The 13007-nt window shown below is 51.5% G+C and carries 15 protein-coding genes; 12 read left to right on the forward strand and 3 right to left on the reverse strand.

The features are described from left to right. Positions 1 to 41 precede the first annotated feature (41 nt). The 3 genes from accC to aroQ are packed head-to-tail and all read right to left on the reverse strand — an operon-like array spanning position 42 to position 2302. A complete protein-coding gene (accC, locus tag CEK71_RS10210; protein WP_088619291.1) occupies positions 42 to 1385 on the reverse strand; it encodes an acetyl-CoA carboxylase biotin carboxylase subunit in 1344 nt (447 codons plus the stop codon). Between the two features lie 18 nt (positions 1386 to 1403). Then, positions 1404 to 1850 (reverse strand): acetyl-CoA carboxylase biotin carboxyl carrier protein, encoded by a 447-nt coding sequence (accB, locus tag CEK71_RS10215; RefSeq protein WP_088619292.1) that lies wholly within the window; start codon positions 1848 to 1850, stop codon positions 1404 to 1406. A 5-nt stretch (positions 1851 to 1855) separates the two neighbouring features. After that, positions 1856 to 2302 (reverse strand): type II 3-dehydroquinate dehydratase, encoded by a 447-nt coding sequence (gene aroQ / locus CEK71_RS10220; RefSeq protein ID WP_088619293.1) that lies wholly within the window; start codon positions 2300 to 2302, stop codon positions 1856 to 1858. A gap of 185 nt (positions 2303 to 2487) precedes the next feature. Between aroQ and ubiG the strand changes: the two genes are divergently transcribed. The 12 genes from ubiG (at position 2488) to CEK71_RS10285 (ending at position 13002) form a co-directional block, all read left to right on the forward strand. Further along, positions 2488 to 3195 (forward strand): bifunctional 2-polyprenyl-6-hydroxyphenol methylase/3-demethylubiquinol 3-O-methyltransferase UbiG, encoded by a 708-nt coding sequence (gene ubiG / locus CEK71_RS10225; RefSeq protein WP_198328553.1) that lies wholly within the window; start codon positions 2488 to 2490, stop codon positions 3193 to 3195. Positions 3196 to 3201: 6 nt separating this feature from the next. Next, entirely contained in the window at positions 3202 to 3882 is a 681-nt protein-coding gene (locus CEK71_RS10230; protein WP_088619295.1) for an HAD family hydrolase, read from the forward strand. Next, positions 3873 to 4601 (forward strand): SDR family NAD(P)-dependent oxidoreductase, encoded by a 729-nt coding sequence (locus tag CEK71_RS10235; RefSeq protein WP_088619296.1) that lies wholly within the window; start codon positions 3873 to 3875, stop codon positions 4599 to 4601. Before CEK71_RS10230 ends, CEK71_RS10235 begins: the two co-directional genes overlap by 10 nt. A 25-nt stretch (positions 4602 to 4626) precedes the next feature. Beyond that, positions 4627 to 5175: a putative Fe-S cluster assembly protein SufT gene (sufT, locus tag CEK71_RS10240; RefSeq protein WP_088619297.1), complete on the forward strand. Its 549-nt coding sequence runs from the start codon at positions 4627 to 4629 to the stop codon at positions 5173 to 5175. A 244-nt stretch (positions 5176 to 5419) separates the two neighbouring features. Beyond that, positions 5420 to 7171, forward strand: coding sequence for a bifunctional diguanylate cyclase/phosphodiesterase (locus CEK71_RS10245; RefSeq protein ID WP_088619298.1), 1752 nt, complete (start codon positions 5420 to 5422; stop codon positions 7169 to 7171). A 215-nt stretch (positions 7172 to 7386) separates the two neighbouring features. After that, positions 7387 to 8406, forward strand: a complete 1020-nt coding sequence (gene nagZ, locus CEK71_RS10250) for a beta-N-acetylhexosaminidase (RefSeq protein WP_232463801.1) — start codon at positions 7387 to 7389, stop codon at positions 8404 to 8406. 9 nt (positions 8407 to 8415) lie between these two features. Further along, complete coding sequence (locus CEK71_RS10255) at positions 8416 to 8967, forward strand: hypoxanthine-guanine phosphoribosyltransferase (protein WP_088619299.1); 552 nt, start codon at positions 8416 to 8418, stop codon at positions 8965 to 8967. 4 nt (positions 8968 to 8971) lie between these two features. Beyond that, positions 8972 to 9712: an S-methyl-5'-thioinosine phosphorylase gene (locus CEK71_RS10260; RefSeq protein WP_088619300.1), complete on the forward strand. Its 741-nt coding sequence runs from the start codon at positions 8972 to 8974 to the stop codon at positions 9710 to 9712. A gap of 21 nt (positions 9713 to 9733) precedes the next feature. Next, positions 9734 to 10219, forward strand: coding sequence for a DUF6882 domain-containing protein (locus tag CEK71_RS10265; RefSeq protein ID WP_088619301.1), 486 nt, complete (start codon positions 9734 to 9736; stop codon positions 10217 to 10219). 340 nt (positions 10220 to 10559) lie between these two features. Next, complete coding sequence (nth, locus tag CEK71_RS10275; protein WP_088619302.1) at positions 10560 to 11216, forward strand: endonuclease III; 657 nt, start codon at positions 10560 to 10562, stop codon at positions 11214 to 11216. 163 nt (positions 11217 to 11379) lie between these two features. Continuing rightward, on the forward strand, positions 11380 to 11991 hold the full coding sequence (locus CEK71_RS10280) for an HvfA family oxazolone/thioamide-modified RiPP metallophore (protein WP_088619303.1): 612 nt from the start codon (positions 11380 to 11382) through the stop codon (positions 11989 to 11991). Positions 11992 to 12150: 159 nt separating this feature from the next. Continuing rightward, positions 12151 to 13002, forward strand: coding sequence for an HvfB family MNIO-type RiPP peptide maturase (locus tag CEK71_RS10285; protein ID WP_088619304.1), 852 nt, complete (start codon positions 12151 to 12153; stop codon positions 13000 to 13002). Positions 13003 to 13007 lie beyond the last annotated feature (5 nt).

Genomic DNA, 13007 nt, shown 5'->3' on the forward strand with positions numbered 1-13007 from the left:
ACATCTAAAGCCAACGCTTATCCGTCCTACGGGCTTATAAATTAATAAAGCCCCAACTTCTTTTCCAAATAATGGATGTTTTGTCCACCTGCGGCAAAGGCGCTGTCGTTCATGATGTCTTGTTGCAGCGGGATGTTGGTTTTGATGCCGTCAATAATGATTTCGCTTAAGGCGGTGTTCATGCGGGCAATCGCGCTGCTACGGGTTTCGCCGTGAGCAATCAGCTTGCCGATCATCGAGTCATAATAGGGCGGCACTTTGTAACCGTTGTAAATATGGGTTTCGCAACGGATACCGGGGCCACCCGGCATGTGGAATTGCTCAATTTTGCCAGGGCAGGGCATGAAAGTTTGCGGGTCTTCGGCGTTCAGGCGGCATTCAATTGCGTGGCCTTGGATTTTGACTTGGTCTTGGGTAATGGACAAGCGTTCGCCTGCGGCAATGCGCAACTGCTCTTTGACAATATCAAAACCGGTGACCATTTCCGTGACCGGATGCTCAACTTGGACGCGGGTATTCATTTCGATGAAGTAAAACTCGCCTTTTTCGTATAAGAATTCGAAGGTGCCGGCACCGAGATAGCCGATGTCGATACAGGCTTTGGCGCAACGTTCGCCAATAAGCCGACGTTGTTCTTCGGTAATGCCGGGAGCCGGGGCTTCTTCAACGACTTTTTGGTGGCGGCGCTGCATGGAGCAGTCGCGCTCGCCTAAGTGGATGGCGTTGCCGTAGGAGTCGGCCATGACCTGAAATTCGATATGGCGGGGGTCTTCAAGAAACTTTTCCATGTACACGGTCGGGTTGCCGAACGCGCTGCCGGCTTCGGCTTTGGTCATGGCAATGGCGTTGATCAGCGCGGCTTCGGTGTGGACGGTACGCATCCCGCGTCCGCCGCCGCCGCCAGCGGCTTTAATGATGACCGGATAGCCGATTTCTTGCGCCAGCTTAAGGTTCTTTTTATTGTCGTCGGAAAGCGGGTCGTTGTTACCTGGGACGCAAGGGATGCCCGCTGCCAGCATGGCGTTTTTGGCGGAGATTTTGTCGCCCATCATACGGATGGTGTCGGCATTGGGGCCGATGAAGACAAAGCCGCTTTGTTTGACTTTTTCGGCGAAATCGGCGTTTTCCGATAGAAACCCGTAGCCTGGATGGATGGCTTCGGCATCGGTGACTTCGGCAGCGCTGATAATCGCCGGAATGTTCAGGTAACTGTCGGCGGAGGCGGCGGGGCCTATGCATACCGATTCGTCGGCTAGGCGGACGTGTTTTAAATCGCGGTCAGCTTCGGAGTGGACAGCGACCACTTTAACGCCCAGTTCCCTACAGGCGCGTAAGATACGCAGGGCTATCTCGCCGCGGTTGGCAATAACAATTTTATCGAACATATCTTCTTTTTTCCCGTGTTATTCAATGATGAATAAAGGCTGTCCGTATTCGACAGGTTCGGCGTTATCCACTAAGATTTGCTTGATGACACCGCTGTGGTCGGCTTCAATTTGGTTAAGAATTTTCATCGCTTCGATAATGCACAATGTGTCGCCGGTTTGGACAGTTTGGCCAATTTCGACAAACACTTTGGTGCCGGGTGAGGCGGAACGGTAAAATGTGCCGACCATTGGCGATTTGACGACATGGCCGCTGACCGCCGTTTCTTCGGCAGGGGCGATTGCAGGGACGGCAGGAGCGGGAACTGGGCTGGCCGGGAGCATTTGTTGCGGGTAGGCAATCTGGGTAGGTGCGGCGGAATAGCGGCTGATGCGGATGCTTTCTTCGCCTTCTTGCACTTCCAGTTCGGCGATGCCCGATTTTTCGACCAACTCGATCAGTTTTTGAATTTTTTTAATATCCATTGTTTTTATTGTCTCTCGGCTAATAGTTGATGCGCGGCCTGCAAGGCCAATGCGTATCCGGTTGCTCCCAGTCCACAAATAACGCCTTTGGCAATATCTGAAAAATAGGAATGTTTTCTAAAAGGCTCACGTGCATATACGTTGGAGAGGTGAACCTCTATAAAAGGGATTTGCGTTGCCAGCAGCGCGTCACGGAGCGCGACGCTGGTATGGGTAAAGGCGGCTGGGTTGATGATGATAAAATCAACGCCGTCACGGTAGGCCTGGTGGATAAGCCCGATGAGTTCATGTTCGGCGTTGCTTTGGTAAAACGGCAAGCGATGGCCAAGCCCGTCGGCCTGCTCTGTTAAGGAGGCCTGGATATCCGCCAAGGTTTTGTTTCCGTAATGGCTAGGTTCGCGCAGTCCCAAAAGGTTGAGGTTGGGGCCATTTAGTACGGTGATGGTTGCCATTAAAGTAGGTGCTGGTTGACGGGGTTAGTGGGTCATTTAGCCCTACAATTTTACCGTTTTAGCAGATTTTGTCCATCTATTGTTTTTTGCCTAAAATAGCCCACCGCAAGAAAAACATCGCGTAAAATGACGAATAACCTAGCAATAGAGTAAACTAATGACAATTGATTATAGCGTTTGGCACAATGATGACAACAGATAACGTACACTTACATGAAATCCATAAATTCGGCGCTATGGCCGAGCGTTGGTGGGATCCGCAAGGCGAATTTAAAACCTTGCATGACATTAATCCCTTGCGGCTGGCGTTTATCCAACGCTATGCCAATCTGGCGGGCCAGCGCATCGTTGATATCGGTTGCGGCGGCGGCATTTTAACTGAAGCGTTGGCGCAACACGGCGCCCATGCTCTCGGCATCGACTTGAGCGAGGAGTTGGTGGATATTGCCGATTTGCATGGCTTGGAGTCCGGCAGTACCGCCAGATACCAAAAAATCAGCGCCGAAGCTTTGGCCGAACAGGAGCCGGCCGGATTTGACCATCTGACTTGCATGGAAATGCTTGAACATGTCCCTGATCCGGGTTCAATTATCACGGCGTGTAGCCGCTTGGTAAAGCCGGGCGGCAAGGTGTTTTTTTCGACATTAAACCGCCAGCCTAAGGCTTATCTGTTAGCCATTTTGGCGGCGGAGCATCTGCTGCAAATGGTGCCTAAGGGAACGCACGATTATAAGACTTTCATTAAGCCGTCTGAGTTATGCCAGACGGCACGGACAGCGGGTTTAAGTTTGCAGGGTATGGTCGGTATCGGCTATAACCCGCTGAATAAGCAATTTAGTTTGGGTAAAGACATCGGCGTGAATTATATCGCCGTTTTTGAGCGTACCGGGTAAACCGTTATGGCGACTGATTTTAAGCTCGCTTGTGTGCTGTTTGATTTGGACGGCACTTTAGTGGACACGGCGCCCGATTTGCTGGCTTGCCTTAACCAGGCTTTCCGTCAGCACGGTTTTGCCACGGTTGATCCGGTGGCGGTCAGGCCGTTCATCTCCTACGGTGCGGCGGCGATGATTAAAGATTGCCTAGGCGATAGCGCCACGGCGGCTGAGCAAGAGGCGTTGTTAAACACGATGCTGGAGTGCTACCAAAACAACATCGCCGAATACAGCGTATTTTTTAGCGGTATGGCCGAGACTTTAGCGGCACTGGAAGCGCGTGGCCTCAAGTGGGGAGTGGTGACTAACAAGCGCGAACGCTTCACGTTACCGTTAATGGCGGCCTTGCAATTGGCAGGACGTGCGGCCTGTATCGTCAGCGGCGATACCACGGCCCACCCTAAGCCCCATGCCGAACCGATGCTGGAAGCGTGCCGCCGGGCGGCCGTGCAACCGTGGGAGTGCGTTTATGTCGGTGATGCCCATCATGATATTGTCGCGGGTAAAAATGCCCAAATGAAGACGCTGGCGGCGGTTTATGGTTATCTCAAACCGGATGACAGGCCGGAAACATGGGGAGCCGACGCGCTAATTAGTGCTCCGACAGAACTTTTAACTTGGATAGATACCGCTTTATGTTACTGAACGATAATGTTATTTTGATCACAGGTGCGGGCGGCGGCTTAGGTTCGACAGCGGCTTTGGCTTTAGCCAAGCACGGTGCGCATATCATTTTGCTGGACAAGCAAATCCCCAAACTGGAAGCGGTTTATGATGCCATTACTGATGCGGGCGGACCGGAGCCGATTATGTATCCGTTTGATTTGGCCGGGGCGAATGAAAGCGACTATCAGGAGTTGGCGGATAGGATTGAGGAAAAATATGGGGCTTTGCAGGGCTTGCTGCATTCGGCGGTCGAGTTCAGCCATTTTACGCCGCTGTCACAAATCAGCACCAAGGATTGGTGGCAAAGCCTGCATGTCAATCTGAACGCGCCTTTTTTGCTGTGCCGGATGTTATTGCCGTTATTGGAAAAAAGCCCGCACGCTTCGGTAGTAATGACCTCCGATTCTTCGGCCCGCACTGCACCGGCCTATTCGGGCGCCTACGGCGTGGCCAAGATCGCTTTGGAAGGTTTTGCGAAAATTCTGGCCGAGGAATTGGAATCCGCCAATACCGTCAGGGTCAATACGCTGATTCCGGGGCCGGTCAATTCGCCGCTCAGAAAGCGGGCGTATCCTGCCGAAGATAAAAGCCGTCTGCCGGCTATGGAGTCGTTGGCGGCGGTTTACCTATACCTGTTTAGTGCGCAGAGTCTTGGGGTGACAGGGCAAACGATAGACGCGCGTACGTTCCATTTATAAAAACACGATTGAATAAGAAGCGACTATGACAGATAAAGAAAGCGTTGTTTTAACCCGTGATGTCGATATTGTCACCATCCCCGACGGTACCACCGGGATGTTACGGCAAGGGATGATGGTCACTGTCCATCAGGCCTTGGGCGATAGCTTTACCGTCATCACCGACTATGGGCACATGGTGCGTATTGCCGGAGGCGATGCCGATGCCTTAGGGCGGCAGCCGCAGCGGTTGCAAACCTTGGTGTCGGAGGACAGTGCCGAGGCGATCGAACAAAATTGCTGGGAAGTGATGCGTACGGTGTATGACCCGGAAATTCCGGTTAATATCGTCGAATTGGGTCTGGTCTATTATTGTAAGGTCACGCCCATGACGGACGGCCATTATGCCGTTGAGGTCATTATGACCCTGACGGCGCCAGGTTGCGGCATGGGGCCTGTGATCCAAGGCGACGTCGAGCGGGGTATCCGTGCTTTGCCCGGTGTCGGCAGCGTTAATGTCGAAGTTGTCCTAGATCCGCCCTGGTCGCGTGACATGATGTCGGAAGTGGCTAAATTGCAGTTGGGTTTGTATTGAAAAATAGGCCGCCCTGCGTAGCTCTTCAGATTTAAATCGTGGAGAGATTATTTTTAAGGTAGTTCTTATTTACTTGAGGAAAAATAAGTGCTAAAGTTTTTATATGCCGGGTATTTTAAGGGGTGCTTTGTCGGTAAGTGTGACGCAGTTGGCAGATCCCATGAAATTCTTGGTGATTTCTTGCTATTGCCGCCAACAAATTCTATCCTTAGCGCCTTTAGGCATTTACAATTAAAAACAGCAGATGTCCGCCTTACATGACGAATTAGTCAAGATCCTTGAGAATGAGCACCTGACACCTTATTTTCAGCCTATCGTTTCTGTTACGCACCAAAAAATTATCGGTTATGAGGCGCTGATACGCGGCCCTTCGGGTAGCCCGTTGTATACGCCTTTTGTGCTGTTCGCCACGGCGGATCAAGTTAATTTAAGCGGTAAGTTGGAATATTTGTCGCGTGAAATTAGCCTAAGGCATTATGCCGATTTGAATTTGCCGGAAAAGCTGTTTATTAATGTTAGCCCCAATGTCTTGTTACATCCGGATTTTAAGGAGGCGATTACCCGCCATTTCCATGCCCACCTGGGGCTTAAGCCGGCTTCGGTAGTGATCGAAATTACCGAGCATCAGGTTACCGATAATTATGAACGGATGCGCGACGTGATCCGGCACTGCCGTGACATGGGGTTTCAGATTGCCCTGGATGATTTGGGGGCCGGTTATTCGGGGCTGAGATTATGGACGGAAGTGCGGCCTGATTATGTCAAAATCGACAAGCATTTTATTGAAGGCCTGCACAATGATGCCGTCAAAACCCATTTTGTCCGCTCCATCCAAACTATTGCCAGTTCCATGCACTGCCAAGTGATTGCTGAAGGGGTCGAGACCACCGATGAGTTTAGGGCGCTGGAGCGTTTGGGTATCCGCTATATGCAGGGGTTTTATTTTGCCAAACCAGCTTCCGTGCCTTTAGGGGCGTTGGATGCGGCGTTATTTCAGATGACCGGAAGCCGGCGCGTCTCAATCCAACCTTTGCGGATGGTGGCGGTCGCACAGATTACCCAACATCTCAGCGCCTTGCCGTCTGGCACTTCAGTGGCTGATGTGCTGGACTGGTTTCAGCATAATCCAGAATTGAATTTTTTGCCGATAGTCGATGGCGTACAAGCGGTGGGGGTTCTGTTGCGCGAGCGGTTTTTTGCCAAACTGTTTTCTAGCCGGTATGGTTTAGAGTTATATGGCAAAAAAAGTGTCCGGTCGTTTCTCGATAAGCCGCCGTTAAGTTTTGATCAATATACTCCTGTGGAAATTGTCAGTCAGCAGCTTACCTCGAATGCCGACCATGATAAGGTGTTTATTGTCACGCATAACGGTGAGTATGCCGGTATCGGCACGGTTTGGGATTTGTTGGAAGAAATTACCCGCCAACAAATCCACCATGCCCAACATGCCAATCCGCTAACATTATTGCCGGGTAGTGTGCCGATTAATGATTATATTAACCGTTTATTGGCGGAACAGCAGGCTTTTGCGGTGGGTTATTTTGACTTGGACAATTTCAAGCCTTTTAACGATGTCTATGGCTACAATGCGGGCGACGGTATTATCAAAGCGGTCGCCGATACGTTACAACGCGCGGTGAGTAGCCGTTGTGGGTTGGTAGGTCATATTGGCGGCGATGATTTTATTGTCGTGTTCACGGGTGAAGATTGGCTGGGTTGTTGCGAAGAGATGTTGGCCAGTTTTGCCGAACAAGTGCCGCACCATTACCGTGCCGACGATGTTAAGGCAGGGGGGATCTATGCCGAAGACCGCGCCGGTGCCGGCTGTTTTTTCCCGCTGATCAGTTTGTCGGTAGGCGTTGTTGCCCCCAATATGACAGAGCGCTGCCAATCTCATGTCGAAGTTGCCGATTTGGCCGCCGTTGCTAAAAAGTCCGCCAAACAAATAACGGGAAATAGCTGTTTTGTTAGCCGCGGCCAGAAGGTTTTGCAATAAAAGCATTTGCCGCTGGTTATGTTGAACCTTTCAGCTTCTTGCAGGTAGTATTAAGGATGCAAAGAAACTTATCGCTATGAGGTTGCCTTCCATCGATAATGTGCTTAAAACTATGGCTTTCTAATATGTTTAGGTAGGCGATAAAACTTCACCGCCTATCTTGATATGGATAGGCTTGATACGACAAACATAATCTAATCTGTTAAACAATAACTATGAAAGAACCTCTCCCTATCGGGGCGGTCATGCTCGACCTTGCCGGCTTGGCCTTAACCGCACACGAACACGATTTGCTTGGGCATCCCAATGTCGGTGCGGTGATTTTATTCGCGCGTAATTTTCAAGATGCCGACCAAGTGGCCGCGCTTATAAGGGCTATCCGGGCGGCGCGGCGCGGGGATATTTTGATCGCGGTCGATCAAGAAGGCGGTCGGGTACAGCGGTTTCGGGACGGTTTTACCCGCTTGCCGCCGGTAGCCCGTTTTGCCGAAAATAAAGCCTTGGCGCAATCGGCAGGCTGGCTGATGGCGGCGGAATTGCGGGCTGTCGATGTGGATTTTAGTTTCGCACCGGTGCTGGATGTTGATTGCGGCATCAGCACCATTATCGGCGATCGGGCTTTCTCCCGCGATCCTTTGGAAGTCGTCGAGTTGGCCGGGCTGTTTCGCCAAGGCATGAAAGTGGCGGGCATGGCGGCGACCGGCAAACATTTTCCGGGTCACGGGGCGGTAGCGGCCGATTCGCATCTGGCCTTACCCGTTGATGAGCGGGACTTGGAAACTATCCGTATGCAAGATTTGCAGCCGTTCCGGCAATTGATTGCGGCAGGTATGGAGGCGGTGATGATGGCGCATATCGTCTATCCTAATGTCGATCCCTTGGCCGCAGGCTTTTCGCCGTTTTGGATAAAACAAATCTTACGCCAAGAACTGGCCTTTAATGGGGTCGTCTTTAGCGACGACTTAAGCATGGAAGGGGCCGCTTCGGTAGGGGGCTTCCCCGAACGCGCCCGCCTTGCCCAGGCGGCGGGTTGCGATATGATTTTGGTGTGCAATAACCCTAGCGCCGCCGAACAAGTCTTGGAGACATTGCCGGTCACCGATGACCCTGTCCGTGAGCAACGCTTATTACGGATGAAAGGCAAGCCGTTAATGGGCCGTGAACAACTGCACCAAGCGCAAAAATGGCAGATCATTAGTGGCCTTATTAAACAGTTTACCGAACAATTATCATAACTATCGCTCATGCTTAACGACATTCAATTTATCCAAGACCATGCCGAGCTACTGCACAGCCAACAAGAAGTCGAAGCGGCATTAGATGCTATGGCGGCGCAAATCAACCGCCAATTGGCCGGCACTAACCCTTTGGTGTTGTGTGTGATGAATGGCGGTGTGGTGGTGGCGGGACAGTTGCTGACCCGTCTGACCATGCCTCTGAATGTCGATGCCATTAATGCGAGCCGCTACCGGAACCAGACTTCCGGCGGTACGGTTGAATGGGTGCTGAAACCGCGCTTGCCTTTGCAAGGCCGCACTGTGTTGCTTATTGATGATATTCTGGATGAGGGTATTACCTTGGCGGCAATCCATGCCTTTTGTTTGGGACAGGGTGCAGTGGCAGTCTATTGCGCGGTCTTGGCCGATAAACTGTTAGGGCGTGCCAAACCGATTCGGGCGGATTTTGTCGGCCTTGAGGTTGTTGACCGCTATGTGTTCGGTTACGGTATGGATTATAAGGGCTATTTGCGCAATGCCCCCGGCATTTACGCTTGCCCAACAGACAATCAGGAGTAGATGTATGACGAAATTGGCTTTTATCGGCGGCACAGGCCTGACCCAGCTCAGCGGTTTTAATATCAGTCGGCGTGAAACCTTAAAAACCCCTTACGGCAATCCTTCCGCCGAGTTTCTTATTGGTGAGTTTAATGGTCATCCGGTGATTTTTTTGGCGCGGCACGGTAATCCGCACACCCTTGCCCCGCATAAAATCAATTATCGGGCGAATATCTGGGGCTTAAAGCAATTGGGTGTTGAGGATATTGTCGCGGTTGCCGCTGTCGGTGGCATTACCGAAGCGATGGTACCGGCGCATATCGCCTTTCCTGACCAACTCATTGATTATACTTATAATCGGATCCAGACATTTTTTGAAGACGAAAATTATCCGGTCACCCATATCGACTTTACTTTCCCGTACAGCCCCAGTTTGCGTAATGCCCTGATCGGCGCGGCCGCCCAGGCCGGTATCGCCATTAGTCCGCAGGCAACGTATGGCTGTACCCAAGGCCCGCGTTTGGAGACTATTGCCGAAATTGCCCGTATGGAGCGTGACGGTTGCGATGTAGTGGGCATGACCGGAATGCCGGAAGCGGCGTTAGCCAGGGAATTGGGGATGAATTATGCCTCGGTGTCAGTGATTGCCAATTGGGCGGCGGGGAAAAGTGCGGGCGAAATCACCATGGCGGAGATTGAGCAAAATCTGCATCTGGGTATGGCCAATACCGCCCAGCTTTTGCAGGCCTTTATTGCCGGGCAGTAGCTCCGGGTCTGGGTGATAGCGATGACTAACGAAGAATTTGGTGATTTGCTGACGCAAGCCTTGGCTGAGCTGACTGTCAAGCAAGATCACTTACAGGACGTTTATGACTTGGGCCAATGGGCGAGTTGGTGGTGTGACCAGGAAGCCGAGCTGTTGCAGTTTTTTGACGGTAATGACCGAGTTGCGGTTGAAGCGGACATTATCAATTTGGGCAGTTATTCTGCACCCAACCACAGTTGGAAATGGGGTTGGAGCAATCCGTCCATATTGAAGTCTTTGCGCGAAAAGGCCTTGCCCATTAAGGAGCTGGCAAAAATAACCGGTTTCCCCCTGTTTGCCAATGAAGCGGCGTTTGAGTTGGATGAGCCGATGGTGTGGGAAATGATGGCGATTGTCGTTAAGCATTTGGGGGCGATGGGCTGTTACCGCGCCCCTACCGAAAATGGTCTGTATATCTTTTTGGCGATCAACGCCTTGCGGATACTGACACCTAGGACATTGCACTGATGCCGGGTGTTTGTTTACTGATGTTGCACAGACCTATTCTGCGATTTAAAAAAACAAATAATGAGTCGCTATCGCGAGGTTTTTTAATCGGGTTTTCGCACCCGAAGGCGAGATACTTTCTTTTGCTCCGCCAAAAGAAAGTATCCAAAGAAAAGGCGGCCCGATTGCCGCTTGATCCTGCGCTTCTCGGTTTTGTCGGGGGTCGGCAGAGAGGGCTCCTGCCCACCTGCCGACGCGCGGCATCCCTGCCGAGCCCCTTCGGGCTGATCCCGACAAAACCTGCGATGCTCGGCGCGGCAAACGGGATAAAAGCGACGTTACTGCGTAACGTTAGTTATTTATGAACGCCAGCAAACGCTTGGCGTTGTTTGAGCGCCTCGCCGCCGCGATTCCTGAACCGGCCACCGAGCTGAATTACCGTACCGATTTTGAATTGCTGATTGCCGTAGTGCTGTCTGCGCAAGCGACCGATAAGGGGGTTAATAAGGCGACCGCGCAGTTGTTCCCGGTCGCCAATACTCCGGCAAGTCTGCTGGCGCTGGGGCTGGATGGCTTAAAAGCGTATATTAAAACTATTGGCCTATTTAACAGCAAGGCCGCAAATATCATGACTTTATGCCAGCAATTGTTAGACAGGCATGGCGGGCAAGTGCCAAATACCCGTGAGCAATTGGAAGCGTTAGCGGGGGTAGGGCGTAAAACGGCTAATGTGATTCTTAACACGGCGTTTGGGCAGCCGACCATCGCTGTCGACACCCATATTTTCCGGGTCGCCAACCGAACCCGTCTGGCAGTCGGCAAAAATGTCCTGCAAGTGGAACAAAAGTTAGATAAATCGACTCCAAAACACTATAAGCAAACCGCCCACCATTTGCTGATTTTGCATGGGCGCTATACCTGCACCGCCAGAAAGCCGCGTTGCAGCCAATGCGTGCTGGCTGACTTATGTGAATATCCAGAGAAAACGTCTGCCGCTCAGGTGCTTAGTGTCCATTAGCCTAGATTGGACAGGCATTTTGGCGGCGGATACCCCGATTTAAACATTGTAATTTTTTGCAATCCCCTTATATTTACCGCGTGTTCGGGTATACTTGGACATGCACGGCGACACGGGCCCCGTGCCGTTTTATTACACAACCCACTTTTAGGAAGGATTTACCATGAAAATAACTAACAATAAATCACCGTTGATCGCTGCTATGGGCGTAGCCATCATGTCCTCTTTTTCAGCCTCTGTCAGTGCGGAAACTAACCCTTTCGGCATGACTGAGTTGTCATCCGGTTATATGCAGCTTGCCGAAGCAAAGCCTGCTGAAGCCAAACCAGCGGAAGCCAAGCCAGCCGAAATGAAATGCGGCGCGTCCATGAATATGGGCGGTACGGCAAAAGCGGCCGAAGGCGCTTGTGCGGGTGCTAAAACGCCTGCGAAAGCCGCTGAAGGCAAATGCGGTGAAGGTAAGTGCGCGGCCATGATGGAAGGCGAAAAAATGAAAAAAGGCATGGAAGCCACTTGCGGTGAAATGATGAAAGGTAAAGAAGGCAAATGCGGTTCGGCTAACGGCAAAATGCCAGAAGGCAAGTGTGCGGCGCAATGCGGCGAAGCCATGCAAAAATGCCCAACCGAAAAAGCTAAAGACGGTTCTTGTGGTGCGCAAATGAAAGGTTGCGGTGAAGCGATGCAAGGCTGTGGCGAGATGATGAAAGGCAAAGAAGGCGCTTGTGCCGCCACTAAAGCTGTACCTGCCGTGCCTGCTGCACCTGCGAAACACTAAAAGGTTTATAAGCCAGGATGGTTTGGGGTAATTATATCGGTTAAGACTTTTCAGGTTACCAAAACTTGGATGGCTACAAATATTTCATGCCCCTTCCTAAATGGGGGGATAGCGGTTGCTGTCCTCCCTTTTTCCTTTAATTTTTGCACAGGTGTTCTGATGGACACGATACAACCCGCTTTGAAGGGGGCTGGCTTAGGCTTGCGGCGTAGTTTTTTGAGTGAAGTTGTCGGTTCGCCGCCTGCTGCGGTCGATTTTTATGAAGTCGCCCCCGAAAACTGGATAACCATGGGCGGTAAGCTCGGCAAGCAATTTCGTGCCATGACCGAACGCTGTGCTTTTGTCTGTCATGGTTTGTCGCTGTCTTTAGGCAGTACTGACCCGCTCGATGAGACCTTTGTTCTGGCTGTTAAGCGGTTCATGCGTGAGCATGGCATCAGGCTTTATAGCGAACATCTGAGCTATTGTAGCCAAGGCGGGCATTTGTATGATCTGCTGCCTATTCCTTTTACCGCTGAGGCTGTCCGTCATGTCGCGGCACGCATCAGGCGCGTACAGGATATTCTTGAGCAAAAAATGGCGATTGAGAATGTGTCTTACTATGCCGCCCCCGGTCAGGAAATGACTGAACTCGAATTTTTTAATGCCGTTGTGCAGGAAGCCGATTGTGACGTGCTGTTAGATGTGAATAATATTTATGTCAACAGTGTCAATCACGGCTATGATGCCGAGGCCTTTTTAAAGGCCATTCCCGCACAGCGTATTGTCTATGCCCATATTGCCGGGCATTATGTGGAAGCCGAAGATTTTTTGGTGGACACCCACGGTGCGGAAATTATCGACCCCGTGTGGAAATTGCTGGGCAAGGCTTACGAATGGCATGGCGTGTTTCCGACCTTGCTGGAGCGTGATTTTAATATCCCTCAGATGGCCGAACTGATCCGCGAAGTCGATACGATCAAATCCATACAAGCGGCATGGCAGCACCATCATGCCCAACAATCCGCTTAAGGGCT

This window comes from Methylovulum psychrotolerans (assembly GCF_002209385.1).
In the GTDB taxonomy this organism is placed as follows: Bacteria; Pseudomonadota; Gammaproteobacteria; order Methylococcales; family Methylomonadaceae; genus Methylovulum; species Methylovulum psychrotolerans.